This window comes from Streptomyces sp. NPDC048664 (assembly GCF_040650555.1).
Lineage (GTDB): Bacteria > Actinomycetota > Actinomycetes > Streptomycetales > Streptomycetaceae > Streptomyces.
This window is the reverse complement of record NZ_JBEZHK010000042.1, coordinates 1-26,711: the sequence shown is the minus strand read 5'-3', so window position 1 is coordinate 26,711 and position 26,711 is coordinate 1. Positions and strand designations below refer to the sequence as shown.

Annotated in this window: 28 protein-coding genes; 13 read left to right on the top strand and 15 right to left on the bottom strand. The window is 71.7% G+C overall.

Annotated elements, in window-relative coordinates; all coding sequences use genetic code 11:
• Window positions 1-123: 123 nt before the first annotated feature.
• Complete coding sequence (locus AB0C59_RS31850) at window positions 124-690, top strand: Uma2 family endonuclease (RefSeq protein ID WP_363010797.1); 567 nt, start codon at window positions 124-126, stop codon at window positions 688-690.
• Here the strand turns inward: AB0C59_RS31850 and AB0C59_RS31845 are convergent.
• Entirely contained in the window at window positions 609-1,160 is a 552-nt protein-coding gene (locus AB0C59_RS31845; RefSeq protein ID WP_363010795.1) for a hypothetical protein, read from the bottom strand. The two genes, AB0C59_RS31850 and AB0C59_RS31845, sit on opposite strands and share 82 nt — an antisense overlap.
• On the opposite strand from AB0C59_RS31845, the gene AB0C59_RS31840 reads away from it, so the two are divergent.
• Both AB0C59_RS31840 and AB0C59_RS31835 read left to right on the top strand, forming a co-directional pair.
• Window positions 1,159-1,704: a hypothetical protein gene (locus AB0C59_RS31840; protein ID WP_363010793.1), complete on the top strand. Its 546-nt coding sequence runs from the start codon at window positions 1,159-1,161 to the stop codon at window positions 1,702-1,704. The two genes, AB0C59_RS31845 and AB0C59_RS31840, sit on opposite strands and share 2 nt — an antisense overlap.
• A gap of 24 nt (window positions 1,705-1,728) precedes the next feature.
• Window positions 1,729-4,929, top strand: a complete 3,201-nt coding sequence (locus AB0C59_RS31835; RefSeq protein WP_363010791.1) for a tetratricopeptide repeat protein — start codon at window positions 1,729-1,731, stop codon at window positions 4,927-4,929.
• A 136-nt stretch (window positions 4,930-5,065) separates the two neighbouring features.
• On the opposite strand, the gene AB0C59_RS31830 is transcribed toward AB0C59_RS31835, so the two are convergent.
• Together AB0C59_RS31830 and mca are read right to left on the bottom strand one after the other, a co-directional pair.
• A complete protein-coding gene (locus tag AB0C59_RS31830; protein WP_363010789.1) occupies window positions 5,066-5,341 on the bottom strand; it encodes a hypothetical protein in 276 nt (91 codons plus the stop codon).
• 12 nt (window positions 5,342-5,353) lie between these two features.
• Window positions 5,354-6,226 carry a mycothiol conjugate amidase Mca gene (mca, locus tag AB0C59_RS31825; protein WP_363010787.1) on the bottom strand — a complete coding sequence of 291 codons (873 nt, stop codon included), beginning with the start codon at window positions 6,224-6,226 and terminating at the stop codon, window positions 5,354-5,356.
• Between the two features lie 156 nt (window positions 6,227-6,382).
• Between mca and AB0C59_RS31820 the strand changes: the two genes are divergently transcribed.
• Window positions 6,383-6,781, top strand: coding sequence for a DUF4307 domain-containing protein (locus AB0C59_RS31820; protein WP_363010785.1), 399 nt, complete (start codon window positions 6,383-6,385; stop codon window positions 6,779-6,781).
• Between the two features lie 166 nt (window positions 6,782-6,947).
• Window positions 6,948-7,448, top strand: a complete 501-nt coding sequence (greA, locus tag AB0C59_RS31815; protein WP_363010783.1) for a transcription elongation factor GreA — start codon at window positions 6,948-6,950, stop codon at window positions 7,446-7,448.
• Between the two features lie 62 nt (window positions 7,449-7,510).
• Here the strand turns inward: greA and AB0C59_RS31810 are convergent, their stop codons facing one another.
• The 5 genes from AB0C59_RS31810 to ilvA form a co-directional block, all read right to left on the bottom strand.
• The gene (locus tag AB0C59_RS31810) at window positions 7,511-8,416 is read right to left on the bottom strand and encodes an RNA polymerase sigma-70 factor (RefSeq protein WP_363010781.1); all 906 of its coding nucleotides are present in this window, start codon (window positions 8,414-8,416) and stop codon (window positions 7,511-7,513) included.
• A gap of 32 nt (window positions 8,417-8,448) precedes the next feature.
• Entirely contained in the window at window positions 8,449-9,180 is a 732-nt protein-coding gene (locus AB0C59_RS31805; protein WP_363010779.1) for an SDR family oxidoreductase, read from the bottom strand.
• A 131-nt stretch (window positions 9,181-9,311) separates the two neighbouring features.
• A complete protein-coding gene (locus AB0C59_RS31800) occupies window positions 9,312-10,166 on the bottom strand; it encodes an ABC transporter permease (RefSeq protein ID WP_363010777.1) in 855 nt (284 codons plus the stop codon).
• Window positions 10,163-11,173, bottom strand: a complete 1,011-nt coding sequence (locus AB0C59_RS31795; RefSeq protein WP_363010775.1) for an ATP-binding cassette domain-containing protein — start codon at window positions 11,171-11,173, stop codon at window positions 10,163-10,165. The genes AB0C59_RS31800 and AB0C59_RS31795 overlap by 4 nt, the downstream gene beginning before the upstream one ends.
• 263 nt (window positions 11,174-11,436) lie before the next feature.
• The gene (gene ilvA / locus AB0C59_RS31790; RefSeq protein ID WP_363010773.1) at window positions 11,437-12,666 is read right to left on the bottom strand and encodes a threonine ammonia-lyase; all 1,230 of its coding nucleotides are present in this window, start codon (window positions 12,664-12,666) and stop codon (window positions 11,437-11,439) included.
• Between the two features lie 164 nt (window positions 12,667-12,830).
• On the opposite strand from ilvA, the gene AB0C59_RS31785 reads away from it, so the two are divergent.
• The 3 genes from AB0C59_RS31785 to AB0C59_RS31775 all read left to right on the top strand — a co-directional run bounded on the left by AB0C59_RS31785 (window position 12,831) and on the right by AB0C59_RS31775 (window position 14,359).
• Window positions 12,831-13,328, top strand: coding sequence for a MarR family transcriptional regulator (locus tag AB0C59_RS31785; protein WP_363010862.1), 498 nt, complete (start codon window positions 12,831-12,833; stop codon window positions 13,326-13,328).
• A 173-nt stretch (window positions 13,329-13,501) separates the two neighbouring features.
• Window positions 13,502-14,062 carry a sigma factor-like helix-turn-helix DNA-binding protein gene (locus tag AB0C59_RS31780; RefSeq protein WP_363010771.1) on the top strand — a complete coding sequence of 187 codons (561 nt, stop codon included), beginning with the start codon at window positions 13,502-13,504 and terminating at the stop codon, window positions 14,060-14,062.
• 48 nt (window positions 14,063-14,110) lie between these two features.
• Window positions 14,111-14,359, top strand: coding sequence for a hypothetical protein (locus AB0C59_RS31775; protein WP_363010769.1), 249 nt, complete (start codon window positions 14,111-14,113; stop codon window positions 14,357-14,359).
• 53 nt (window positions 14,360-14,412) lie between these two features.
• On the opposite strand, the gene AB0C59_RS31770 is transcribed toward AB0C59_RS31775, so the two are convergent.
• Entirely contained in the window at window positions 14,413-15,567 is a 1,155-nt protein-coding gene (locus tag AB0C59_RS31770; RefSeq protein ID WP_363010767.1) for a cystathionine gamma-synthase, read from the bottom strand.
• 185 nt (window positions 15,568-15,752) lie between these two features.
• Here AB0C59_RS31770 and AB0C59_RS31765 point away from each other — a divergent pair, with 185 nt between their 5' ends.
• The 3 genes from AB0C59_RS31765 to AB0C59_RS31755 all read left to right on the top strand — a co-directional run bounded on the left by AB0C59_RS31765 (window position 15,753) and on the right by AB0C59_RS31755 (window position 18,915).
• On the top strand, window positions 15,753-16,871 hold the full coding sequence (locus AB0C59_RS31765) for a hypothetical protein (protein ID WP_363010765.1): 1,119 nt from the start codon (window positions 15,753-15,755) through the stop codon (window positions 16,869-16,871).
• 986 nt (window positions 16,872-17,857) lie between these two features.
• Window positions 17,858-18,034, top strand: a complete 177-nt coding sequence (locus tag AB0C59_RS31760; RefSeq protein ID WP_363010763.1) for a hypothetical protein — start codon at window positions 17,858-17,860, stop codon at window positions 18,032-18,034.
• Between the two features lie 23 nt (window positions 18,035-18,057).
• Window positions 18,058-18,915, top strand: a complete 858-nt coding sequence (locus AB0C59_RS31755; protein WP_363010761.1) for a DUF2637 domain-containing protein — start codon at window positions 18,058-18,060, stop codon at window positions 18,913-18,915.
• 57 nt (window positions 18,916-18,972) lie between these two features.
• Here the strand turns inward: AB0C59_RS31755 and AB0C59_RS31750 are convergent, their stop codons facing one another.
• Both AB0C59_RS31750 and AB0C59_RS31745 read right to left on the bottom strand, forming a co-directional pair.
• Window positions 18,973-19,359, bottom strand: a complete 387-nt coding sequence (locus AB0C59_RS31750) for a VOC family protein (protein ID WP_363010759.1) — start codon at window positions 19,357-19,359, stop codon at window positions 18,973-18,975.
• Window positions 19,360-19,535: 176 nt separating this feature from the next.
• Window positions 19,536-20,576, bottom strand: coding sequence for an NAD(P)-dependent alcohol dehydrogenase (locus AB0C59_RS31745; RefSeq protein WP_363010757.1), 1,041 nt, complete (start codon window positions 20,574-20,576; stop codon window positions 19,536-19,538).
• 176 nt (window positions 20,577-20,752) lie between these two features.
• On the opposite strand from AB0C59_RS31745, the gene AB0C59_RS31740 reads away from it, so the two are divergent.
• Entirely contained in the window at window positions 20,753-21,679 is a 927-nt protein-coding gene (locus tag AB0C59_RS31740; protein WP_363010755.1) for a helix-turn-helix transcriptional regulator, read from the top strand.
• 125 nt (window positions 21,680-21,804) lie between these two features.
• Here the strand turns inward: AB0C59_RS31740 and AB0C59_RS31735 are convergent, their stop codons facing one another.
• The 4 genes from AB0C59_RS31735 to AB0C59_RS31720 all read right to left on the bottom strand — a co-directional run bounded on the left by AB0C59_RS31735 (window position 21,805) and on the right by AB0C59_RS31720 (window position 26,117).
• Window positions 21,805-22,488: an ABC transporter ATP-binding protein gene (locus AB0C59_RS31735; protein ID WP_363010753.1), complete on the bottom strand. Its 684-nt coding sequence runs from the start codon at window positions 22,486-22,488 to the stop codon at window positions 21,805-21,807.
• Between the two features lie 151 nt (window positions 22,489-22,639).
• Entirely contained in the window at window positions 22,640-24,124 is a 1,485-nt protein-coding gene (locus tag AB0C59_RS31730) for an ABC transporter permease (RefSeq protein ID WP_363010751.1), read from the bottom strand.
• A 162-nt stretch (window positions 24,125-24,286) separates the two neighbouring features.
• Window positions 24,287-25,534 (bottom strand): Ig-like domain-containing protein, encoded by a 1,248-nt coding sequence (locus AB0C59_RS31725; RefSeq protein ID WP_363010749.1) that lies wholly within the window; start codon window positions 25,532-25,534, stop codon window positions 24,287-24,289.
• 235 nt (window positions 25,535-25,769) lie between these two features.
• Window positions 25,770-26,117: a hypothetical protein gene (locus AB0C59_RS31720; protein WP_363010747.1), complete on the bottom strand. Its 348-nt coding sequence runs from the start codon at window positions 26,115-26,117 to the stop codon at window positions 25,770-25,772.
• Between the two features lie 152 nt (window positions 26,118-26,269).
• Here AB0C59_RS31720 and AB0C59_RS31715 point away from each other — a divergent pair, with 152 nt between their 5' ends.
• Window positions 26,270-26,578: a hypothetical protein gene (locus AB0C59_RS31715; protein WP_363010860.1), complete on the top strand. Its 309-nt coding sequence runs from the start codon at window positions 26,270-26,272 to the stop codon at window positions 26,576-26,578.
• Window positions 26,579-26,711: the final 133 nt, after the last annotated feature.

Genomic DNA, 26,711 nt, shown 5'->3' with positions numbered 1-26,711 from the left:
TCACAGGGCCTTGCCCTGCCATGGGGACCGCGCCTTTCCACAGGCGGGCGCCGCTGGATCGCAGGACAGTAGGCTGAGCCGAGCAGCACGGGTACTGCGGAGGCTCCTCGAAGGAGGCACACCATGACCGCCGATATGGTGGCGCCCGCGTGGATGCACACCCAGATCAGCGCGGAACAGTACGACTCCTGGTCCGATGAGCAGTGTGCCGGCATCGAGGTCGTGGACGGGATGGTCGTCGTGAGCCCGAGCGCCTCGAAGCGCCACAACCGGCTGGCCCGAATCCTGGCCAATGCCTTGGACGCCGCCGCAGGCCCGGACTGGAACGCAGACACGGACTTCGACGTGCGCCTGCAGGACGTTCCCCTGACCAACCGCCGTCCGGACGTCACCCTCTACCGGGCGGAGACCATCGATCTCACGCCCACCCGCCCCGAGCACGTACTCCTGGTCGTGGAGGTCGTGTCGCCCGGCTCGGAGACCACCGACCGGATCGTGAAGGTGGACCAGTACGCCAAGGCCGGCATCCCCTTCTACTGGCGCATCGAACAGGCCGCCACCGGCGTCCCGATCGCCTACACCTACGTCCTCGACCCCGCCACCAGGGCCTACCGGGAAGGCGAGGTGTTCACCGGCGCGATCAAGGCCGCCGCTCCCTTCCCCGTCACCGTCGACCTGGGATCCGTCTGACGCCGCTGGAAGCTCTCCGGGCCGAGAGCGAAGAGTTCCTCCCCGCGGGTCCGGCGGCCAAGGTGCTGGCCAGGGCGCTGCCGTCGTAGAGGGCCACGCCGAACATCGCGACGCCGGTGCCGCGGGTGGCCGGGGTCACGGTGGTGGCCCAGCACTGGATCGTGGAGTGCATGAACGACCAGCCGCCCCCGAGCAGCAGAGCGCACCCCCACCAGCGCGGGCACGGAGCAGCCGGCCGCAGCGAGGCCGTACGCCACCGTCGTCTGCGCCCCGCCGACCACGATCAGCCGCACCGGAGTCCAGCGCCCGACCAGGCGCCTGACCATCCGCGCCGCGGCCATCGAGCCCACGCCGTACCGCGCGGACACCGCACCCGTCAGCGCCGCCGAGGCGGACTGGGCCTCCAGCAGCGGCGCGAGGTACGTCAGGAAGCCCAGCAGGACGGCTCCTTCGAACATCGCGACGGCCATGACGTACCCCTGCCGGCGGGAACTCAGGGCGATCCGGAACGGGGGCGAGCAGCGCACCGGGCACCGCGCGCGGCGGTTCCGGCAGTCGGCGCAGGGCGACGGCCAGGCAGAGGGCCAGCAGGCCGGGCGGGGCGAGGACCGGCCGCCAGCCGATGTGCTGCGCCAGCGCCCCGGCGACGAGGGTGGCCGCGGCGGTGCCCGACGCGAACACGGTCATGACGCGGCCCGCTGGTACGACCGCCGGGAGACGTCCGCGTTCCGTCCCGCCGTGCGCCACTTCCGGCACCCGCAGGCCGGTGATCTGCGGCTGCGGGACGTCCAGCTCGCCGCCGTGGACGAGCCGGGCCACCACCTGCTGGCCTGCCTTCCGGACGGCAGGGCGACGCAGGAGGCGCTGGGGCGCCGGGTGCGCTCACCGGCCGGCGGTGAGTTCGTCGTCGAAGAACGGGGCGGTCGGCGGCCGGGGCGCAGGCCGCGGTCGCCCCGTGCGGGACCTGCGCCCTCGCGTTCGCGTCCGGGCCGAAGGACACTGGGGGAAAGCTGAGTTGACGCCGGAGGGGGACGTGACATGCGGGACGGCCATCGGGCGGAGGCCGAGCGGCTGCTGACGCGGGCCGTGGAGGAGGAGGTGCGGCGTTCGGGCGGGCGCGCCGACGGCGCCGTGCTGCTGTCGCGGGCCCGGGGGGCACTCGACTCCCTGGCCGCGACGGCCGCGGAGGAGTACGAGACGTACGTACGCACCCTCGACGAGGCGGAGGCGGGGCAGCTCAGCTTCGGCCGGCGCTACGCGCGCGAGGGTGCCGGGTCCGGGCTGGTGGTGGCGGCCGTGGCCGCGGTCGCGGCGGGCGTCGCGGACCTCGCGCTGGGCACGGACGGCGGCACGGCGCTCGCCGCGGGCGCGGTCGCAGGGGTCGTGGGGGCGGCGGCGACCGTCGCGAAGGTGACCGCCTCCCATCTGCCCGCGGCCAGTCGGCGGGCCGGGGAACTCGGCCGGCCCGGGGGCCTGGAGCAGGTTCGTCTTCAGTGGCTGACGGCGCTGGAGGTGCGCGGCATCCGCCCCTTCATCGACCAGCAGCGGGTGATCGCCTCCTCCACCACGCCCCGGAAGGGCTCGCCCCAGCTGCGCCGTGCGGACAAGAGCGCGGCGGCCCGCAGACGCACCGTGCTCGATCAGTCGTTCGATCAACTTCCCGAACCGTCCGGCCCGTTCGCGGGCCGCCGCCGGGAGCTGTCGCGGATCGGCCAGTGGGTCCAGGCGGCGCGCGCCGGAACGGAGACCGGACCGGCGGTGGTCGTGCTGCACGGTGCCCCGGGTTCCGGACGCACCGCCCTCGCGATCCGCGCCGCGCACGAACTGCGGGACCAATTCCGCGGCGCGTGCGTGGTGGACCTGCGCGGCGACAGCCCCGGCGAGCGCCCGCTGTCCACGCGCGACGCCCTGCTCCATCTGCTCAACCGGCTGGGCGCGCCCCGCGAGCAGTTGCTGTTCCGCGAGCGTTCGGCCCCGGACCAGCAGGTCAAACGGCTGAGCGAGCTGTACCACCAGCATCTGACGGACCTGCCGGTCGCCATCGTCCTCGACGACGCCCACGATCCCGAACAGGTGCGCGCGCTCCTTCCCGACCGCTCCGAGAGCCTGGTCCTCGTCACCGCCCGCCGGCCCCTCGACCTGCCCGGGGACCTTCCGGCGCACGTGCACCAGCTGCCCGTCGAGGCGCTGGACTCGGCCGACGCGGAGGAACTGCTGCGGACGGCGGCCCAGGACGACCCGGGACCCTACGACGCCGAGGCGACGGACAGCGTCCGGGAACTGTGCGGCGGCCTGCCGCTGGCCCTGCGCGTCGCCGGCTCCGCCCTCGGCCCGCGCAGCCCCCGCCGACTGGCCCAGGACCTCGGCGCGTACGGCCCGGTCGCCCCGGTCGAACGGGCCCTGTGGCTGCGCTACACGGACCAGCCGGAGACGTCACGGCGGCTGCTGCGGCGGCTCGCGCTGGTGGGCCGCTCGTCCCTGGGCGCGGCGGCGGCCGGGGCTCTGCTGGGCGTGGACGAGCCGGAGGCGGCCCGCCTGCTGAAGGCCCTCGCCCGCGCCGGCCTGCTCGACCATGTGCGCGGCGACCGCTACCGCCTGCACGACGTCGTACGGTCCTTCGCCCAGGCCAGGCTGGCGGACGAGGAGGACCCGGACGAGCGCACGGCCGCGCAGGAGCGACTGATCGTCAACTACGGGGAGCTGGCCGACTCGGTGCTGCGCCTGGTGGACGGCAACATGTCGACCCGCTCCGACCGCTTCGGATCGCACGGCTTCACCTCCCTGGAAGCGGCACTGCGCTGGCTGGACGACGAGTCGAGCTTCATCACCGCCACCCTGCGACACACGGAGGGCGTCGACGAGGCGGCCGTCATGAACCTGCTGGGCGCCCTGTGCGACTACTGCCTGCTGCGTGGCGACCTCTACCGCCTGGGCGAGATCAGCGAGCTGACCCAGGCCGTCGACCAGGGGCTGCTGGTGCGCTCGGTGCAGTGGCGTACGGGCATCGCGGCCCGCCAGCTGGGCGAGCTGGACAAGGCGCGCACCACCCTGGCCTCGGTGGTGGACCTGTACCGCCAGGCCCACCACGACGCGGGCGCGGCCCGGGCGCTGTGCTCCCTCGGGATCACCCTGCACCACCAGGGGAACCTCACCGAGGCGGCGGCGAGACTGCGGGAGGCGATGGATCTGCAGGCCGTGCCGGAGCTGGCGGCGGACCGCGCGTGGACCATGCACGCGCTGGCCGCCGTGGAACGCGACCGGGCGCTTCTGGCACCGGCCCTGGACCTGCTCACCCGCGCCCTGGTCCTGCACCGCGAGAACGAGTCGGTGCACGGCGAGGCCTGGGCCCACTTCCAGCTGGGGCAGCTGGCCCTGCGCCTGGGGGACGTGCCCCGGGCGGAGGAGGAACTGCGCACGGCCCTGGACCAGTACACCCGCACCCGCGACGCGCGCGGCGAGGCCTGGGCCCTGACCCAGCTGGCCCGCGCCCGGCTGGTCGCCGGGGACACGACGGCCGCGGCCGACTCCCTGCGCCGGGCCGCCGGCCGCCACCGGGAGAACGAGGACGCGCGCGGCGAGGCCTGGACCGGCTACTACCTGGGCCAGACCCTGGAGGAGGCGGGCGACCTCGACCAGGCGGTCCGGGAACTGGAACGGGCGCGCACGCTCTTCTCCCGGATGCGGGACGTGTACGGCCTGGCCTGCGCCCGGCATCACTCGGCGCGGGCCACCCGCGACCAGCAGGCGGCCCGGACCGGCTCGCTGCGCAACTCCGGCTTCGCCCGCCAGCTGCTGTCCGACGCGCGGGCGGACTTCCAGCGCATCGGCGTGGCCCACGGCGAGGCGTGGACCTGCCTGGAGCTGGCGGTGGTGGACGCCGGGAACGCCCGTACCCAGCAGGCGCTGGCGCTGTGCGACGAGGCGGTGGACCTGTTCGCGTCGTACGGCGACCGCAGGGGCGGGGACTGGGCCCGCTTCCTGCGCTGCACCCTGCTGCCCTACGCCTCCCCGGGCGGGGTCGAGGTGGGCACGGCGGTGGCGCAGGAGGAACTGGCGCGGCTGGCCCGGGGCGGGCACGCGGCCAGGGACGAGAAGCTGGAGGAGTACCTGGGGGCCTTCGGGCTGCTGCTGGAGCGGGGCGTGCGGCTGGAGAGCGGCTGGCAGGCCTGGGACCTGGGCATGGTGCCGGGCCGGCACGCCCGGGAGGTGATGGGGGTGGAGGTGGTCACGCCGGGCTGAGGCGACCGGGCGCGCACGGCCCGCGCCGCACCGCCCTGCGGCCACGCGGACACACCGGGGCGGCGGCACACGGCATCGCGCCGCGGGCCGCCCTGCGGGGCCGTGCGCCCGAAGGGGTCACGGCCCCGGGGAAGCGTCAGCCCTGCTGGGTGCCGGGCGCGCCGCCGGCCTTCCCGGAGCCCTTCTTCCCGGTCCCGCCCGCGGCGTCCGCGGCGCTCTCGTCGCGGTCCACCGCGAAGTCCACCTTGCCCATGTGCCGGTTCATGGACTTCATCAGGCCCCACACCGCCAGGGCCATCACCGCGAAGACGATGAAGCCGAGAACACCGGGAGTGACCTTGTTCTGGTCGACCTCGGCGAGGGGGACGAGGTGCGTCATTACCAGGCTCGCGCTTGCACTCATGTCAGGCATTGTCCCTCAGGGCTACCGGATGCCCGCGAAGAGGTCGTCCTCGGGCAGGGAGGTGTCCACCAGGGACTTCGCCAGCTCGTACTCCTCGGTCGGCCAGACCTCCTTCTGGAAGTCCAGCGGAACGCGGAACCAGCCGCCGTCCGGGTCGATCTGCGTGGCGTGCGCGATCAGCGCCTTGTCCCGGATCTCGTAGAAGTCCGCGCACGGGACATGGGTGGTCAGGGTGCGCTCGACCCGCTCGAACTCGTCCCACCGCTTCAGCCAGTCACCGTAGGGCGACTCCATGCCACGCTCCAGCAGCGCGTTGTGCAGCGCCTCGGTGCGGGGGCGGTTGAAGCCCTGGTTGTAGTAGAGCTTCTGCGGCTGGTACGCGGGGCCGAACTCCTGCTCCGGGTACTTCTCCGTGTCCGCCGCGCCCTCGAACGCCACCATCGAGATCTTGTGCGTCATGATGTGGTCGGGGTGCGGATAGCCGCCGTTCTCGTCGTAGGTGGTGATCACCTGCGGTCGGAACGCCCGGATCCTGCGGACCAGCTCGCCCGCCGCCTTGTCCACGTCCTCCAGGGCGAAGCACCCGTCGGGCAGCGGGGGCAGGGGGTCGCCCTCGGGGAGGCCGGAGTCGACGAAGCCGAGCCACTCCTGGTCGACGCCCAGGATCTCCCGGGCCTCGTCCATCTCCTTCTTGCGCACCTCGTGGATGTGCTCCTCGATGTACTTGTCGCCCTGGAGCTTCGGGTTGAGGATGGAGCCGCGTTCCCCGCCCGTGCAGGTCACGACCAGCACAGCCACCCCCTCGGACACGTACTTCGCCATGGTGGCCGCGCCCTTGCTCGACTCGTCGTCGGGGTGGGCGTGAACAGCCATCAGTCGCAGTTGGTCAGTCAAGACTCATCCTCAGTAACTCGGCAAGTCGGCGCCCGGCGTCATTCGCTGCATCGGGCGGCTTCTATAGTGACCGAATCGGGGGGCGAAAAATTCCGGGGTCCGCTCCGAAGTGCCCCCTGTGGGATTTTCGTCCCGCTTCCCGCCGAGAGGACGATCATGAGCACGGCCAGCACGCGGCTCCCCGAGGGCCGGTACGGCCGCTCCGCCGACGCGCGGGCCGACCGCACCCTCAAGGTCGTGGGCGCCGCGCTGGGCGCGCTGCTGCTGATCGCCGTCGGCTGGTTCGCCTTCCACTACGTCGTCCAGAACAAGATCAACGCCGAGGTCATCACCTTCGAGGCGTCGGACAACGCGGTCCAGGCCCATCTCGAGGTGCACAAGGACGCCGGCACCACCGGCTACTGCACCCTGCGCTCGCAGTCGGCGGACGGCACCGAGGTCGGGCGTGCGGACTTCCGGTTCGGTGGACGCACCACGCGTATCGACAAGGTCGTCACCCTGCGTACGACGGCCCCGGGCACCACAGCCGAGCTGCTGGGCTGCCACGCCGACTGAGGTCTCTCGGCTCTCGCGTCCGTGACCTGCGTCGACGTATTTCTGACGGCCTATGTCCTCCCCCTTCGCCCGTGGAATTGTTAGGCTCGTGGTTTCGCCCGCTCATGGAGGAACATTCTTCTGGGAGGGCGATGCGCTTGTATCCCAGCACCGACGAGGAGCACCTGTGACCCAGACCAGCGAGAACGTCACCTGGCTGACCCAGGAGGCGTACAACAAGCTCAAGGTCGAGCTTGAGTACCTTACTGGTCCTGCGCGCACGGAGATCGCCGGCAAGATCGCCGCCGCGCGCGAGGAGGGCGACCTGCGCGAGAACGGCGGGTACCACGCGGCCAAGGAGGAGCAGGGCAAGCAGGAGCTCCGAGTGCGCCAGCTGACCCAGCTCCTCGAGAACGCCCAGGTCGGCGAGGCTCCGGCTTCGGCCGACGGTGCCGTCGCACCCGGCATGGTCGTGACGATCGCCTTCGACGGTGACGAGGACGACACCCTGACGTTCCTGCTCGCCTCCCGTGAGTACGCGAGCACGGACATCGAGACCTACTCGCCGCAGTCCCCGCTCGGCTCCGGCGTCATCGGCCACAAGGTCGGCGAGGACGCGGAGTACGAGCTGCCGAACGGCAAGAAGGCCTCCGTGAAGATCCTGAAGGCCGAGCCCTACCAGGACTGAGCCCCCGATCCATCGAGAACGCCCCCGGCACCCTTCGCGGCGCCGGGGGCGTTCTCGTTCGGTCAGGCGTCGAGCACGGTGAGCTTGGCCGGGTTCATCAGCCACAGCAGCCGGTCGATGCCGTCCGCCGTGGCGCCCACCGTGACCACGGCGACGGTGCGCCCCTCCCGGGACAGGCGCACCGCGGGCCGGCCGTTGACCTCGACCGGTTCCACCACCGCACCGGACCAGAAGACACCGGCGAACGCGCGGACGTAGCGCGCCACGCGACGACGGCCCTGGACGGGGAACTTCGAGGCCCGCACGGCGCCCCCGCCGTCCGCGAACGACACGACGTCGCGCGCGAACAGTTCCTCCAGCTCGCTCACGTCCCCCGACCGGGCCGCCGCGACGAACGCGGTCAGCAGCCGCTGGTGCTCGGCCGTCGCGACGCTCACCCGCCGCTCCTCGGCGAGGAGTCTCCGCGCCCGGCTCACCGCCTGGCGTGCGTTCTCCTTCGTCCGGCCGATGATCTCCGCGATCTGCTCGTACGGGTAGTCGAACGCCTCCCGCAGCACATAGGCGGCCCGTTGCGTGGGGGTGAGCTTCTCCAGCAGCATCAGCACCGCGATCTCGAGCGCCTCCGCGCGCTCGGCTCCCAGCGCGGGGTCACCCGCGGTGTCGACCGGTTCCGGCAGCCAGGGGCCGACACAGGTCTCGCGGTGGACGCGCGCGGACCGCAGGGCGTCGATCGCGACCCTGGTCGTGGTCGTGGTGAGGAACGCCGGCGGGTTGAGCACCTGGGACCGGTCGCAGGACTGCCAGCGGATCCACACCTCCTGCAGGATGTCCTCCGCCTCGCCGACACTGCCGACCATGCGGTAGGCGATCCCGAACATGCGGCCCCGGGCGGCGTGGAACACCGCCTCGGCCTCCGCGAGCTCGCCGGGATCGCCCGTGCCCGTGGCCGGGCCGTCACCCGGCGGCACGCGTCGCTGCCTTCGCTGGGGCGGCCATGGGTTCAGGAGAGCCGGTCCCGGTAGTGGGTGGGGGCGATCCGGGCACCGTCCGGGGCGGTGAGGACGTCTCCCGGGACGGCGGCGAACATTCCCGCGGTGTCATCGGTGACGACCGTACGCCCGTCACCCCGGGCGGCGAGCGTGAGCCGGCCGAGTTCGTCCAGGGGGAAGACCTCGGGGCCCGCGATGTCGAGCACACCGCCCAGCGGGGCACCGAGCGCGACGTCGGCGACGGCGCGGGCGACGTCCGCGGCGGCGATCGGCTGAAGCGGCGTTCGGGGGAGGCGGACGGTGTCGCCCTCGGTGGTCGCGTCCATGACGGCGCCGACGAACTCCATGAACTGCGTGGCGCGCACGATGGAGTAAGGGATCGGTCCGGCCGCCAGGACGTCCTCCTGAAGCACCTTCGCCCGGTAGTAGTCCAGCGCGGGCACCTGGTCCACGCCGACGATGGAGAGGATGACGACATGCCGCACACGGCCCTTCTCGCACGCGGCGAGAAGGTGGTCCATCGAGGTGCGGAAGAACGCGAGCGAGGTGTCGTCGAAGGCCGGGGAGTTCGTCAGGTTGACGACGGTGTCGGCGCCGGCCACGGCTTCCTCCAGGCCCTCGCCGGTGATGACGTTCACGCCCGTGGACAAGGAGTGCGGAACGGCGTCGTGCCCCGCCTCCTTCAGGATCTCCACGACCTGGGAACCGATCAGTCCGGTCCCGCCGATGACGGCGATCTTCATGGCCTGGCCCTCTTCTCGCGACGACTACGTCCGATATAGGCCCGTCTCGCGGCTGATCTCGGCACGCCGCGCCGGTGAAGCGCGGAAGGACGGGCGCCGCGCCCGCGGTGTGGGCGCGGCGCCCAGGATGATCAGCCGGCCGCCTTGCGGTACTTGCGCACCGCCAGCGTCCGGAACACCAGGAGGATCAGCACGGACCACAGCAGCGACGCCCACACCGGGTGCTGCATGGGCCAGGAGTCCGGCACGGGGTAGCCCGCCGGGAGGTTCCCGAAGAGCTGGCGGCAGGCCTGCACGGTCGTGCTGAACGGGTTCCAGTCCGCGATGGTCCCCAGGAACGAGGGCATGTTCGCCGACGGCACGAACGCGTTCGACACGAAGGTCAGCGGAAACAGCCAGATCAGCCCGCCGGACGTGGCCGCCTCGGGGGTGCGCACGGTCAGCCCGATCAGCGCGCCGATCCACGAGAACGCGTATCCCAGCAGAAGCAGCAGGGCGAATCCGGCGAGCACCTTGCCGAGGTTCTCATGGGTGCGCCAGCCGACCAGGAGGGCGACCACCGCGAGGACCACCAGAGTCAGGGCCGTCTGCACCAGGTCGGCGAGGGTACGGCCGGTGAGCACCGCGCCACGGGCCATGGGCAGCGAACGGAACCGGTCGATGAGCCCCTTGTGCATGTCGTCGGCGATGCCCGCGCCCGCACCGGCGGTGGCGAACGTGACGGTCTGCGCGAAGATGCCCGCCATCAGGAACTCGCGGTACCCGGAGGCGCTGAGTCCCGCACCGGGCACGTTGATCGAGCCGCCGAACACATAGCTGAACAGCACCACGAACATGATGGGCTGGACGAGCCCGAAAATGATCATCTCGGGGATCCGGGTCATCCGGATCACGTTGCGCCGCGCGATGACCAGCGAGTCGCGCACGGACTGGGCGATCGGGTTCGCGGGTGCCGCGGCGGGGACGGTGTCGGTGGCGGCGGTCACTTGGCGGTCTCCTTCGCCTGCTTGCGGGCCTCGGGGATCTCGGTCCCCCCGTTGTCCTCGGGCTCGTCCTCGGCGGCATGTCCGGTCAGGGACAGGAACACGTCGTCGAGCGTGGGGCGGCGCAGTCCCACGTCGTCCATCTCGACGCCGCGCAGGTCGAGCTCCCTGATGACCTCGGCCAGGAGTCTGGCGCCACCGCTGACGGGGACCGTGAGCCGGCGCGTGTGCTCCTCGACCTTGGTGTCGCCCTTGCCGAAGCCCCGCAGGACCTCGGTCGCGGTCGCGATGTGCTCGCGGTCGTGCACGACGACCTCGACCCGCTCACCGCCCGTGCGCGCCTTGAGTTCGTCGGAGGTGCCGCGGGCGATCACGCGGCCGTGGTCCACCACGCAGATCTCGTGCGCCAGGCGGTCGGCCTCCTCGAGGTACTGGGTGGTGAGCAGCAGGGTCGTGCCACCGGAGACGAGCTGCTCGATGACCTCCCACAACTGCTGGCGGTTGCGCGGGTCCAGACCGGTGGTGGGCTCGTCCATGAACATCACCGGCGGCCGGACGACCAGCGCCGCCGCGAGGTCGAGACGTCGGCGCATCCCGCCGGAGTAGGTCTTGGCGGGACGGTCGGCCGCGTCCGTCAGGTGGAACTGCTCCAGCAGTTCGATGGCCCGCTGCTTGGCCGCCTTCGCTCTCATCTGGTAGAGCTGCCCGACCATCTGGAGGTTCTCGCGGCCGGTCAGGTACTCGTCCACGGCGGCGAACTGGCCGGACAGGCCGACCGAGCGGCGGACGGCGTCGGGGCGCTTGAGCACGTCGATCCCCGCGACGGTCGCCGTGCCGCTGTCCGGGCGCAGCAAGGTGGTCAGACAGCGGACCGCGGTGGTCTTGCCCGCGCCGTTCGGCCCGAGCAGGCCCAGCACGGTGCCCTCGGGGACGTCGAGGTCGACGCCGTCCAGAGCCCTTACATCGCCGAAGGTCTTCACCAGGCCTTCGGCATGGATAGCGCCTGGCATATCACTTCTCCACGGGGTCGGGAGGTTCAGGGATCGAGGTGCGCGGATCGAGGCAATGAGCGTACGGTCCCGGCCGCGCGCGTTCGAGGGGTTTACGCCCGAACGGCAGCGCGACGACCGCGTCGATACGAATGCAGATGCGGATGCGAATACAAGCAGGTGCGCGACGTACACACCCTAACGCGATGTATCGCGTTGCTCAAGAGGCTTCACCCGCGAAGCGGTCCGGCGCTCGAAAGTCGTACCGCCGGATGGTCATGCCCTCAGTCGAGGACCGTGTATCCGGCCTTCCGCAGCGTCTGGCCGACCTCCGCGCAGTGCTCCGGGCCCTTCGTCTCCAGATGCAGCTCGACCTCCGCCTCCGCGAGCCCGAGCCGCGGATCGGTGCGGATGTGGCTGACGTCCAGGACGTTGGCGTCGGTGGACGACAGCGTCCCCAGCAGCGTGGCGAGGGCGCCGGGGCGGTCCGTCAGACGCAGCCGGACCGCGAGATAGCGGCCCTGCGCGGCCATACCGTGCCGCAGGATGCGCTGGAGCAGCACGGGGTCGACGTTGCCGCCGGACAGCACCGCCACCACCGGGCCCTCGAAGGCGCCGGGGTCGCTCAGCAGGGCGGCCACGGGACCGGCGCCCGCCGGCTCGACGACCAGCTTGGCCCGCTCCAGGCAGAGCAGGACCGCGGCGGACAGCGCGTCCTCCGGCACCGTGCGGACCTCGTCCACCAGGTCCCGGACGATGCGGAAGGGCACGTCACCGGGCAGTCCGACCTTGATGCCGTCGGCCATCGTGGCCGGGTCGCGGACCGCCACCGGATGCCCGGCCGCCAGCGAGGGCGGGTAAGCGGCGGCGCCCTCGGCCTGCACCCCCACCACCCGGACGTCCGGCCGCAGCGTCTTCACCGCCGTCGCGACGCCCGCGGCGAGGCCGCCGCCGCCGACCCCGACGACGATGGTGCGCGCCTGCGGGCACTGCTCGAGGATCTCCAGCCCCACCGTGCCCTGCCCGGCGATGATGTCCGGGTGGTCGAAGGGGTGGATGAAGACCGCGCCCGTCGCCTCGGCGTACTCCTGCGCGGCGGCCAGGGTCTCGTCCACCACCTGGCCCTCCAGGCGTACGTCTGCGCCGTACTCGAGGGTCGCGCTGATCTTCGGCAGGGGGGCGCTCCTCGGCATGAAGACCGTGGAGCGCACTCCGAGCAGCGAGGAGGCCAGGGCGACGCCCTGCGCATGGTTGCCCGCGCTCGCGGCGACGACGCCCGCCGCCCGTTCCTCGGGCAGCAGCCCCGCGATGCGCACATAGGCGCCGCGCAGCTTGAAGGACCCGGTGCGCTGGAGGTTCTCGCACTTCAGGAGCACCGGCGCCCCGACCAGCTGGGACAGGTGCCTGCTGCCCTCCACGGCCGTGACGCGAGCGATCCCCGAGAGCATCTTCTGGGCGCCGCGTACGTCGTCCAGCGTCACCATGGGCAAGGAGCGGGTCGTGCTGTACCTCATGACCACCAGTCTCGCAGTTCGCGCGCGTCCGTACCGGGTGTGACCAAGCCGTGGAACGGGATTGCGCAGCGCCGGTACGACCCGCGCTCCGGCCGCGTACCCTGTCCCCCAACCCAGCTCCCCACGCATGAAGTGAGCCCCCGGCCATGCCCACAACACCTGAAATGTCGATGGACATGACGACCGTCGGTGATCCCGGTCTTCTGGACACGCTGCAGCACGAGGTCGCGGTGTTCGCGCGTCGCGCCGAACAGACCCGGCTCGGCGGGGTGGGACAGGTGCGCAACTCCATGGACCGTGCCGCCTACCTGCTGCTCAACCGTCTCGACAACGAGGGTCCGATGGGCGTCAAGGCGCTCGCCGCGAGCATGGGCATCGACTCCTCGACGGTCACCCGGCAGGTGGCTCCGCTGGTCGACACCGGCCTCGTCAAACGCACCTCCCACCCGGAGGACGGGCGCGCGGTCGTGCTCCAGCTGTCCCCGCGCGGGCTGTCCCGCCTGGACGAGGTGCGGTCCTCCAGGCGGCAGCTCATGGCCGAGCTCACGGAGGACTGGACGCCCGAGGAGCGCACGGCCTTCTGCTCGCTCCTCACCCGCTTCAACACGGCCCTCTCCGCCCGGCAGCGGGTGCCGGGGGCCGAGGCGCAGCCGGCTTCCTGAGCCCCGGCCTCCTCGCACCGCGCCGGTCGCACCCGGCCGCCGGGGACGGGTGTGCCGACCGGGGGCTTCCCGGCTCTTGACCCCGGGGGCACCTCCGGTCTCCCATGAGACCGGACCTCTGTTCGCATGCGATCCGGCGCCCCGTACACGCTCGTGGTCCTCTGGCTCACTTCATGGTCGCCCTCACCGCGGGAGGCACGGTGCGAGAACGGCGCGTGTTCCACGGCGAGGGCCGGGACCGGGACGTCGAAGCATTCGTCGCGGGCGCGGCGGGGCGGCTGCTGCACGCCGCCACCCTCCTCACGGCGGAGCCGCCGGACGACAACCCCCGCGCGCGCCGGCTGATCACGCTGGCCCTGGCCCAGACGTACGCGTCGTGGGACCGGCTGCGGGGCGACGACCCCTACGACCGGGCGCGCCAGCATCTGGTCACCCGTTTCGCGCGCGAGGCATGGCATCGGCAGGGCAGGCTCGGGGGCTTCGGCGGCTTCGGGGTTCTGAGGGGTGGCCCCCGTGCGGGCCAGGGCGGTCTGCTCGCGCGTCTGACGCCCCGGGAACGGCTCGTCCTCGTGCTGAGGATGTACGAGGGTGTGGCCGAGGAGCAGACGGCCGCCCTGCTCAACCTTCCGGTCGAACGGGTGCGCGCGATCTGCGCGCGGGCCATGTCGACGCTGGTCCACCCGCCGTCCGGCACGGCGCCGGCGGTGGCGTTCGCGAACGCGGCGTCGTCGTGACGGGGCCCTGCGCGGCCCGGCCCGGCGGCACGGGAACGGGGGTTCCGTATGAGGGTGCTCGACCGTGAGGCGCTGGTGCGGGGGATGCTGGAGCGGACGCCTCCCCCGGTACCGTCCGACCTGTACCCGGAGGTCGTACGGCGCGGCGGCCGTATACGACGCCGCGCGACGGCGGCGCGCCGCCTGCTGTGGCTGGCGCTGCTCGCCGCGGCGCTCGCCTTCGTGATCTGGGCGTCGGTCGCCCGGCCCTGGGTGGAGCCGCCGTCCACGACGACTCCACCGGTCAGCGACTGGTGAGACCCGGGCCGCCGCGCCCCGGCCGGGCGGGGCCAGCCGGGGCGCGCAGGTGACTAGCCGAGCGCCTGCTGGAGGTCCTCCAGCAGGTCGTCGACGTTCTCGATGCCCACGGAGATGCGGACCAGGTCCGCGGGGACCTCCAGGGCGGAGCCCGCGGCGGAGGCGTGCGTCATGCGCCCCGGGTGCTCGATGAGGGACTCCACACCGCCCAGCGACTCACCGAGGGTGAACACCTTGGCGCGGTCGCACACCGCGACGGCCGCCTCCTCGCCGCCCGCCACCTGGAAGGAGACCATGCCGCCGAACGCCTTCATCTGCTTCGCGGCGACCTCGTGACCGGGGTGGTCCGGCAGGCCCGGGTACAGGACGCGGGTGACGGCGGAGTGCCGGGTCAGCATGTCGGCGATCCTGGTGGCGTTCTCGCTGTGCCGGTCCATGCGGACGGCGAGCGTCTTGGTGCCGCGCAGCACCAGCCAGGAGTCGAAGGGGCCGGCGACCGCGCCCATCGCGTTCTGGTGGTACGCCAGTTCCTCGCCCAGCTGCTGGTCGCTCGTGATCAGCGCGCCGCCGACGACGTCGGAGTGGCCGCCCATGTACTTGGTCAGGGAGTGCACGACGACGTCCGCGCCGAGCGCGAGCGGCTGCTGGAGGTAGGGGGTCGCGAAGGTGTTGTCCACGACGAGCTTCGCGCCCGCCTCGTGGGCGATCTGGGCGACGGCGGCGATGTCGGTGATGCCGAGCAGCGGGTTGGAGGGGGTCTCCACCCACACCGCCTTCGTCTTCGGGGTGAGCGCCGCCCGCACGGAGGACGGGTCGCTGGTGTCGGCGACGGACCACTCCACGCCCCACTGCGAGACGACCTTCGCGAAGAGGCGGAACGTGCCGCCGTAGGCGTCGTTCGGGATGACCACGTGGTCGCCCGGGGCGAGCAGCGTGCGCAACAGGCAGTCCTCGGCCGCCAGTCCGGACGCGAACGCGAGACCCCGGCGGCCGCCTTCCAGGGCGGCGAGGTTCTCTTCCAGGGCGGTCCTGGTCGGGTTGGCGCTGCGGCTGTACTCGTAGCCGCCGCGCAGCCCGCCGACACCGTCCTGCTTGTAGGTCGACACCTGGTAGATCGGTGGTACGACCGCACCGGTGAGGGGGTCGGCCGTGTTCCCCGCGTGAATCGCGAGGGTCTCGAAGTGCTGACTGATATGCCTGTCGCTCATGAGCACCGAGGGTAGTGCGCCCACGGCGCGGACGGTGGCGCGCGGGCCGGGACGCCGGTGCGGCGGACCGGTACGGAGGTGCCGTGCGCCGCGGCGGCGGACCGGCGGCGGGGGAAGCGGCAGGGTTTTCCACAGGCCGGCGACCGGGTTGGCCAAGTGTCCGACCGGTCTGGTTCGCTTGGCGCATGGTGATTCTCTGGCTCCTGATGGCGCTGGCGCTGTGCAGCGCCGTCCTGCTGCCTGTCCTCATGCGTCGGCGCACGGGCATCCAGCTCGCGACGCCGGGCGATCCGGACGCCGCCGACCCGGCGAACTACGGCTTCGCGCGCGAGGAGGAGTTGGACGTCCGCATGCCCGGCCCCGACGAGGACCTGCTGGACGTCCTGGACGTGGTTCAGCGCACCCAGGACTACCGGGCCGCCTCGCAACTCCTGGCCGGCACCGAGACGGAGGGCGAGACGCGCTGGCAGCGGGTGCAGGCCTTCGCCGGTGCCGCCTCGCTGGAACTCCAGCAGCGGCCCGGCGGCGTGAGCGAGACACCGGGCGGGCAGTGGCTGCGGGTGTGGCGGGCCGAGGCTCCGAAGGACCCGGGAGCCGCCGCCGTGCAGGCGGAGTTCCTGGTCCAGCAGGCGTGGCGCACCTCGACGCCGGGCACCGACGACTTCCGGATCATCATGGAGGAGGCCCGCTCGGCGTGCGCGCAGGCGGCGTCGCTGGCCCCCGGTGACCCCGTCCCGTACATCATCGAACTGTCGGTGGCCCGGGGCCTCGGCTACTCGCGCCCGGAGTTCGAGCGGCTGTGGCTGAACATCATGGACCGCGCACCGGCCCATATGGGGGCGCATCTGGCAGCGCTGCACTACTGGTGCGAGAAGTGGCACGGCTCGCGGGACGTGGCGTACGCGTTCGCGGAATCGGCGGCCGCCCGCGCCCCGCGGGGCTCGCTGCTGGCCGCGATGCCGCTGTTCGCGGTCTTCGAGCACCTTCCCGAGGTGAACATGGTCCGCGGCCTCTACCGGAGCGAGGTCGTCACGAAAGCGGTCCACGGCGCCCTGTTCGCGGTGCAGTCGGCCCGCCCCGACAACCCGATGCAGGCGCATGTCCGCCATCTCCTGCTCTTCTTCCTCGTCCGCGGCGAGCGCTGGGCGGAGGCGATGGACCAACTGGTCCACGTCGACGGCCATGTGGGCGCCCTGCCCTGGACACTGACCACCGAGCCGGCCGCGCACTACGCGGTGTTCCGGGCCCTGGCGGTGGCCGGGTACGAGGCGAGCGGCGGAAGCCCGGCGACACTGCCGCACTGACCCGCACCGCGCCTCGCGCGAGGCCGCCCGCGGCAGAGCACAAGGGCACACCCCGGTGGGCGCCGCGCCGGTGCCCCGCAAGCACCGATGCCGTGCCGATGCCCCGCCGGGGCTGGCGCCAGTGCCGTGCCGATGCCGGCGCCCTGCCGATGCCGTACTGGCGCTGACGCCGATACCGATGCCTTGCCGGTCTCGCGCCGAGTGCCCCGTCGGTGCCGGTTCTGGTGCAGACGCCGGTGCCCTGCCAGTGCCGTGCCGATGTCCGATGCCCTGTCGGTGCTGGCCACGGTGCCGCGCCAATACCTGCGCCCTGCCGGTGCCGTGCCGGCGCTGACGCCGGTGCCGATGCCGTGCCGGTATGACGCCGGGTTCCCTGCGCCCTGCTGGTGCAGGTGCCGGTGCCCCGCCGATGCGCTGCCTGTCCGGCGCCGGGTGCCCCGTCGGTGGCGGTTCTGGTGCTGACGCCGGTGGCCCCGCCAGTGCCGTGCCGATGCCCTGCCGGTGCAGGTGCCGGTGCTGGTGCAGGTGGCGCGGCGATGCCCCGCCGGTTCCGGTGCCGGGGCCGGTGCCGGTGCCGGTGCCGGTGCCGGTGCCGGTGCCGGTGCCGCCAACCGGGCGAACGCCGGGTGAGGCACGGCGGTGCCACGGGTGCCGGTGGGGCGTGCGGGGGTACGTTCCGGGCGCCGGGGTCGTGGTCGGGGCTCGGGCCGGGGAGCCGGCCGGAGCGCGGCCGGGAAGCCACGGGGTCGCGACGGGGATCCGGTCGGACCGGTACCGGGCTCCGACCGCGTACGCGTCGGGATCCGATCAGGTCCGTACGGCGACGATCGCGAGGCAGAACCGGAAATATGCGTGCGTCAATTTCGCCCATTTCGTTCGCCAAGGCGTCGACAAGATACTGTCATCAGACTGCCGAAACGATTCTTCAGCGATCCGTTCCCCCAAATGCCTGATTGCCCGATCCTGACGCCGCTCGTTAGGTGAGCGTGACGTGGAACGAACCCGAAGATCAGATCCCCGTCGGAGGCCGAGCGGCCCTGTGGCTGGATTCGGCGGGCAGCGAGGCGCTCCTGAAGGGATGTTCGGACATCCTGGAGGAATTCCTCGCGGAGATCGGCACCATGGAAAGCGAATACCTGCGCGCGCTCGATCGAGCGTCCTGATCGGCGGCGCGGAGGAAACGAAAATGGACAGGATCCAAGGCGAGCCCAGCCTCTACGACATCCCGTTCGCCCTGAGAACGGACCCCTACGACACGCTGGGACAGCACCCCTACGCCGTCGATCCGCTCGGCGTCGATTCCTACGGCTCCTACGGTGCCGACCCCTACGACGTGGATCCCTACCGCGCCGACACCTACGGCGTGGACCCCCTCGGCGTCGACGCGCTCCAGGCGCGCCACACCTGGAACACACCCGGTCCGGACAGCTCCGCCATCTCGGATATCTCCGACATCCCCGCGAACGGCTGGGACCCGGACGAGGAACTGGCCCAGATGCTGGCCACCGTCTCCGGCACGGGCCACCTGGACCTGGCACCGCCCCCGCTGGACGGCCACCACCACCATCACCGCCATCGGCGTCCGAGGCCCGCGCCGGCCCATGTCCTCGAAGGCGGCCAGCGAGTCGGCCCCGTCGGGGTGCTGGTCGCGACCATCGCCGCCTGCGCGGTCGCCCTGCTCGGCTGGTCCACCGCCTACTCGTACGGCCAGCTGCGCGCCATCGCCTCGACGGTCCTGCCGGACCCGCTGGCTCTGTGGTGGCCCCTGACGGTGTACGGGCCGTGGTTCGTGGCGGCCCTCTCCATCCTGCGGGCGGCTTTCCAGCACCGCACCGCCCGCCGGTCCTGGAGTGTCATCCTGCTCGCCTCCGCCACCGCGGTGGCGTTGTGCATCTGCAACTCGGCGCACTCGATGCTCTCGATGGTGATCGTCGGCATCCCCCCGGTCACGGCGCTGGTGTGCTTCCGGGAGCTGGTCGGGCAGGTGACGTCCAAGTACCGCCCCCGGCACGCCGCGCCGGTGGACGAGCTGGCCGGCGCCTGAGCCCCGGCCCAGGGCCGCAACAGGCCCTGGACCCGAACGAGACGTGAGCGGCGGGGCTCAGTCCCCGCCGCTTCCGTACGGCCTCGTCAGGATCTCCATCCGGTGCCCGTTCGGATCGTCGAAGTACGCTCCGCGCCCGCCGTCCCTGTGGTTGATCTCGTTTCGGCGGTCGTGGTGCGGGTCCGCCCAGTAGGTGAGCCCCGCCTCCCGGATCCGGTCGAAGATGGCCTCGAAGTCGGTGTCGGAGACGAGGAACGCGTAGTGCTGGGGCGTGATCGACCCGGCCTCCTCCATGAAGTCCAGCGTCACGCCGTTCGCGATCTGCACCGGGATGAACGGGCCGTACTGCGGCGACACGTCCAGCCCCAGCAGATCCGCGAGAAAACGCGCGGACGCTTCCTTGTCGTGCGCGGCGACGATGGTGTGGTTCAGCTCTACGGTCATGGGCCGAGACTCCTTGTCCGTGGATTCTCCCGGGCGCCAGGCCCCCTCTCCACGCTACCGCCGGGCCGGGAGGCCCCGGGCCGCGCACCGCACGCTTTCGGCCGCGTGCGGGCGGCCCGGAAACGCGGGAGGCGGCCTCCCCGGAAGGGGAAGCCGCCTGCCGACCGTGTCGGGGCTCAGATGGTGGCGGTGTCGATCACGAACCGGTACCGCACATCGCTGCCGAGCACCCGCTCGTAGGCGTCGTTGATCTCGGAGGCGCCGATCAGCTCGATCTCCGCGCCGATGCCGTGCTCCGCGCAGAAGTCCAGCATCTCCTGGGTCTCGCGGATCCCCCCGATGCCGGAGCCGGCCAGGGTCTTGCGGCCCGAGATCACCGAGAACAGGTTGAGCGAGATGGGCTCCTCCGGCGCGCCCACGTTCACGAGCGCGCCGTCCGTCTTCAGCAGCGACAGCAGGGCGCCGAAGTCGAGCGGCGCCGACACCGTCGAGATGATCAGGTCGAAGCCGGCGCGCAGCTCCTCGAACGTCTTCGGGTCGCTGGTGGCGTGGTAGTGGTCGGCGCCCAGCCGCAGCCCGTCGTCCTTCTTGCGCAGGGACTGGGACAGGACGGTCACCTCGGCGCCCATGGCGTGCGCGAGCTTGACGGCCATGTGACCGAGACCGCCGAGGCCGACGACGGCGACCTTCTTGCCGGGGCCCGCGTTCCAGTGCCGCAGCGGGGAGTACGTGGTGATGCCGGCGCACAGCAGCGGGGCGGCGACATCGAGGGAGAGGCCGTCGGGAATGCGCACGGTGTACGCCTCGTCCACGACGATCTGCTGGGAGTAGCCGCCGTAGGTGGGCTCCCCGTCCTTGTCGAGCGCGTTGTACGTGCCGGTCATGCCCTTCACGCAGTACTGCTCCAGGCCGGCCCGGCAGTTGTCGCACTCGCGGCAGGAGTCGACCATGCAGCCGACGCCCACGCGGTCGCCGACCTTGAACTTGGTGACGCCGGAGCCGACGGCGGAGACGACGCCCGCGATCTCGTGGCCCGGAACCATGGGGAAGATCGCCTCGCCCCAGCCCTCACGGACCTGGTGGATGTCCGAGTGGCAGATACCGGCGAACTTGATGTCGATCAGGACGTCATGCTCACGCACCTCGCGGCGTTCGATCGTGGTGCGCTCGAGCGGAGCCTTGGCGGCGGATGCGGCGTACGCGGCAACGGTGGTCATGCCGTACATCTCCTGAGGTGTCGTGGGGAGGTCGTTCCCGGCTGCCTTCCCGCCGGGCACAGCTCAAGGCTGCCGGAGTACCGCACGCTCACCCAGACCACGGCTCTGCCTACGTCCAGCGTTCCTACCACCGGCGGGGTCAGGCTCGTACTCCCGCGAGCGGGAATACTGGACGTATGGACGCACAGCCCGATTCCGCAGAGGAACCCGTCGCGGCGGGTCAGGCCCAGGCGCTGGACCGGCGTGCCGAACTCAGTGAGTTCCTGCGCACCCGGCGAGCCCGTCTCAAGCCGCAGGACGTGGGACTGCCCGACTACGGCCGCCACCGGCGGGTGCCGGGGCTGCGGCGCGAGGAGCTGGCGCAGCTGGCCGGGGTGTCCGTGGCGTACTACACACGCCTGGAGCAGGGAAACGGGCAGAACGTGTCCGCGGAGGTGCTCGGCGCCATCGCCCGCGCGCTGCGGCTGAGCGACGCCGAGCACGCGCATCTGACGCACCTCGCCAAGCCCAAGGCGCACGCGAAGAAGCCGTCGCCGCGACCGCAGAAGGTGCGGACCTCGCTGTGCCAGCTGCTGGACGCCTTCGCGGACGTCCCCGCCTACATCACGGGGCGGCGGGCGGAGATCCTGGCGTGGAACCGTATGGCCGCGGCCGTCTTCGGCGACTGGGGTGAGCTGGCGCCGCAGGAGCGGAACTGGGCGCGCATGGTGTTCCTGCGGCCCGAGTACCACGATCTGTTCGTCGACTGGGAGCAGAAGGCGATCGACATCGTGTGCCTGCTGCGCTACGAGGCGGGGTGCCACGCGGACGATCCCCGGCTGTCGGCGCTGGTCGGTGAGCTGTCGGTGAAGAGCGAGGAGTTCCGGCGGCTGTGGGCGACCCACGACGTCAAGGAGAAGAGCTACGGGCTCAAGCGGATGCGGCATCCGCTGGTGGGAGACCTTGAGCTGCAGTTCGAGTCGTTCCGGATGCCGGGCGACGCCGAGCAGGCGCTGGTGACGTATCACGCCGAGCCCGGTTCGGCCTCCGCCGACGCGCTGCGGCTGCTGGCGAGTTGGGGAGTGGACGCCACACGGGCGGGGACCGACGCGTCCCGCGCCTGAGGGCCGGCCCCCCGCGCCGCGCCGGACCCGCCCGCCGGGCGGCACGGCAGGTGCGGGTGCGGCTGCGGCGGGCGGTTCGGTGTTCGGCCGGTTCGGCGCGGGGCCGGCTGTGGAGGCTGTGTCGGCTACGGTGCCGCGTTCTCCTTGACGGTGATGCGCCCCTTGCGGATGGTGGCCAGCCGGGGGGCCTTCCTCGCTATCGCGGAGTCGTGGGTGACCATGATGAAGGTCAGCCCGTGCTCCTTCCACATGCGTTCGAGCACGTCCATGATCTCGTCGCGTGTCGACTCGTCGAGGTTTCCGGTGGGTTCGTCGGCGAGCAGGACCTTCGGCTGCTTCACCAGGGCGCGGGCGATGGCGACGCGCTGCTGCTGACCGCCCGACATCTCGCCGGGCAGATGGCCGAGGCGTTCGCCGAGTCCGACGGACGACAGCGCCTGTGCCGCCCGTTCGCGCCGGTCCTTCGCCTTCACCCCGAGGGGGACCAGGGCGGTCTCCACGTTCTCCTGGGCGGTGAGCGTCGGGATGAGGTTGAAGGACTGGAAGACGAAGCCGATGTTCTCGCTGCGGACCCTGGTGAGCCTGGCCTCGGAGAGGCGGGCCAGGTCGACTCCGTCGAGCTCCACGCTGCCTGCGGTCGGCTTGTCCAGTCCGCCGAGCATCTGCAGGAGGGTGGACTTGCCGCCGCCGGTGGGGCCCTGGATGGCCAGGCGGTCGCCGTCGGCGATGGTGAGGTCCACGGCGTCCAGGGCGGTGATGGTTTCCTTGGCTCGGGTGTAGCGCTTGGTGACGGCCTTCAGTTCGTACATGGGGTGGGCTCCTGGGTGTTGCGTGTCGCCTGCGGCAGCGGGGTGGGGTTCGCGCAGTTCCCCGCACCCCTTTGGGTGGGGCTTGGGTGCGTGGTCGGGGGCGGGCGCGTCGTGGGGTTTTGCGCAGTCCCCGCGCCCCTTTGAGTGGGGGCTACTCGACTCGGCGTAGGGCGTCCGCTGGGCGGAGGCGGGAGGCTCGCCAGCCGCCGAAGGCGCCGGCCACCAGGCCGCCGGTCACGGCCAGGGCGACCGCCAGGGCGATGGTGGTGGCGCTGACGGGGGCGGTGAGGGCGACCTCCAGGGTCTTCGCCGCCGCCCGGCGGCCTCCGCCACCGAAGCCTCCGCCACCGCCGGGACCTTGGCCGAAGCCGCCACCACCGCCACCGCCACCGCCGCCACCACCGAGCTGCGCCTGCAGCGTCGGGCTGATCGCCGTGACGGCGTAGGCGCCCGCCAGGCCCAGTGCGATGCCGAGGACTCCGCCGACGAGCCCGTTGACGACGGCCTCGCCGACCACCTGGCGGGTCACCCGGCCCGACTTCCAGCCCAGCGCCTTCAGCGTGCCGAACTCACGCACCCGGCGGGAGACGGCGGAGGAGGTGAGCAGTCCGGCGACCAGGAACGCGGCCACGAGCACCGTGATGGACAGCCACTTGCCCACGCTGCCGGCGAGGCTGGAGGCCGTGGAGAGGGACCCGGAGACGGTGGAGGCGAGGTCCGAGGAGGTGGTGACCGTCGTCCCGGAGATGTTCTTCTGGATGGTCGTCTTGACGGTCGCGATCTGCTGGGAGTCGGTCGCCTTGACGTAGATCGTGGTGACCTTGTCCTTGGCACCGGCGAGCGTCTGGGCCTGCGTCAGCGGGATGTAGAGGTTGGCCGCCGAGTCGCCGCTGTCGGCCGTGGCGATGCCGATGATCTGGAACTTGACGCCCTTGACGGTGACCGTGCCGCCGGTCTTGAGCTTCGCCTGCTGGGCGTACGCCGAGTCCACGACGGCGACCTTGGCGTTCGTCTCCGACGTCGTGAACGTACGACCACTGGTGATCTTGGACGAGGTCAGCGGCCCGAGGGCCTGCTTGCTGACGTCGGCGCCGTAGACGGAGTAGTTGTCGACGCCGAAGTTCGCGCCACCGCCCTCGACACGGCCCTGCGCCCCGCCGCCCCCGAAGCCACCCCGACCACCGCCGCGGCCGCCGCCGCTCTGGTCCTGCTTGAACTGGCCCCGGGTGAACTGTCCGCTGATCTTGATGACCCGCAGGCTCAGCCCGCCCACGGCGTCCGAGACGCCGTGCTGCGCCCCCACCTTGGCCACCGTGCTGTCCGCCAGGGTCTGGAAGCCCTGGACCATGACGCGGTCGCTGCTCTGCGTACCGGTGGAGCCGCTGTCACGGGCACCGAAGCTGAAGCGCGGGCCCTGCGAGCCGCCCGAGGCGGGAGGCGCGGCGGCCTTGGTGACGGTCATGTCGGTGCCGAGGCCGTACAGCGACTGCAGGACCTTGTCCTGCGCCTTCCCCATGCCCGAGGACACGGAGTTGACCACGATGACGAGGGCGATGCCCAGCGCGAGCCCGGAGGCGACGACGAGGGCCGCCTTTCGCCGGCGGCGCAGTTCGCGCCTCAGGTAGGTGAAGAACATGGCCGCAAGTTAAGGACGCACCGTGATGAACCCATCAAGCGGTCATAAGAGAAGCATGAGAAGGCCGTGGAGGCCTCACGGACGGCCGGGAAAGGCCTCGGCGCCCGCGCCCCGTGAGCGGGGTGCGGGCGCCGAGGCCGTGCGGTGGGGCGTCGGGTGGCGTCAGACCGCCGAGCCCGCCTTCCACTGGTCCCAGCTCATGTTCCAGCCGTTGAGGCCGTTGTCCGGGGACACGGTCTTGTCGCCGGTGTTGGAGACGACCACGACGTCACCGATGAGCGTGTGGTTGTAGAACCAGGCGGCCGGCGTGTTCGGGTCGCCCGCCCCCTTCGCGTCCTGGAGGCCGACACAGCCGTGGCTGGTGTTGGTGCTGCCGAACACGGACGGCGCGCCCCAGTAGTTGCCGTGGATGAAGGTGCCGGACGTGGTCAGGCGCATGGCGTGCGGCACGTCCTTGATGTCGTACTCGCCCTTGCCGTCGCCGTCCTTGAAGCCGACCGTCGCGCCGTTCATGCGGGTCTGGGTGAACTTCTCGGAGATCACCATCTGGCCCTGGTACGTGGTGTGGTCCGGGGCGCCGGCCGAGATCGGGATGGTCTTGACCGTCTTGCCGTCCTGCGTGACCTTCATCTGCTTGGTCTTGGCGTCGACGTACGAGACCTGGTTGCGGCCGATCTTGAAGGTGACCGTCTTCTGCTGCACGCCGACGACGCCGCTCGCACCCTCGACCCCGTCGAGGTTGAGCTTCAGCGTGACGGTGGAGCCCGCCTGCCAGTACTTCTCGGGGCGGAAGTCGAGCCGGTTGGCGCCGAACCAGTGGCCGGCGACCTCCTGCCCGGTGCTGGAGCTGACGGTGATCCCCTTCTGCACGGCCGCCTTGTTGGTGATGGCCTTGTCGAAGTTGATCGAGACCGGCATGCCCACGCCGACCGTCGAGCCGCTCTCCGGCGTGAAGTTCCCTATGAAGGAGTGGGCCGGGGCGACGGTCGTGAACGAGGCGTTCTCGTGGGCGTCGCGGCCCGCGGAGTCCTTGGCGGTCGCCGCGATCTTGTACGTGGTCGAGCGCTGGAGCTGGCCGGTGGGCGCCCAGCTCTTCTTGTCCGCGGATATCTGGCCGGGCACGGCGGTGCCGGACTCGGTCGTCATGGCGACGTCGGTGAGGGTCCCCTTGTCCACCGTCACCTTGGCCGCGCTGTTGATGGAGGCGTTGTCGGAGCCGTCCGCAGGGGTGATCTTGATCTGCGCCTCGGAGGTCTTCTTGGCGGCCGCCTCATCGACCTGGGCCTGCGACGTGGAGTCGCCACCCCCCGACGCCGACTTGTCGCCACCGCTGCACGCGGTGAGCGCCATCACTCCGCCGAGCAGAGCGGCCGCGGTCGCCAGACCACGTCGCCGCATACCGTCCGTCATCACACGACTCTCCATCGTTGCCGAATCCCCATGAACCCGTCAGCCCCCGTAAGAACCTTCAACGGTAGGGCCGGTCGACCCGGTTCCGTATCCGGGGGTGATGTGGTCCACACCACTCCGTACGGGGGTCACGCGGGTGGCTTCCGCTTCGTGCGGGACGCCGGGGATCTCCTCGTGAGACGACGGAACCCCGGGTGCCGGTTGCCACCCGGGGTCACGAATTCCCCGGAACACGTCAGCGAAGCACCGCCTCCTCCTCTTCCTCGTCGCTCTCGTCGTCCTCGTCCAGGGCCCAGTCCGGCGACTCGGGGTCGTAGTCGATCTCCTCGCTGCTCCACGAGGCCTGGGCGAGTTCGACCCCGGGCATCTCGCCGATCAGCTCGGCGGGGTCGACCAGGTAGGCGAGGGCCTCGGCGGCGTCCTCGGCCACCGCGCCCTCCGTGTAGACGCGCTCGCCCTCGGGCATGTCCGGGTCGTTCTCGATCCGGCGCAGGGCGGCCTTGGTGACCACGTCGGGGTCGGCGATCTCGACGACCAGTTCGACGCGAAGCCGGACGAACCGTGATGTCTCAGATGTGCTCATGCCGGGCAGCGTACGGCCCGTGAGGGGCGCGACTTTCCCGCGACCCGCGCCTTTCACTAGCATCGCCCCACACGGCCAATTCGCAAGCGCCACAAAGGGATCGGTATTTCGTGTCCGCCGCACGTCGCTCGACGTCCACCGCCCGCCGCACCATGCTGACCGCGACCGCCGCCGGGACCCTGCTGGGCGCCCTGTGGTTCGTCCCGTCCGCGAACGCCACGCAGGAGTCCCCCGGGCAGCAGATGTCCACGTCGACGTCGGTGTCCGCCTCGTCGGCCACCGCCGACAGCACCACCGTGGACGCGAGCACCGCCGCGGCCGGGGTGGGCGGTACGACCACCGGACTGGCCGACACCGGAAGCGTGGACACGACACCCTACGTGCTGGGCGGCACCCTGTTCCTGTCCCTGGGGGCCGGGTTCCTGGCCTACTCGGTGCGCAGGGAGCGCATGGGCTTCTGACGCGCCGGCACGAGGAGCCGTGCGGCCGCACCGCCGCGCGTCGGGGTCGTCGACAAGATTGCCGACGACCGTGATGACGGTCTCGCCTGCCATGGGGAACCTCTCGGCGGGTTTGCTGCTGGCTGCTTGCTGC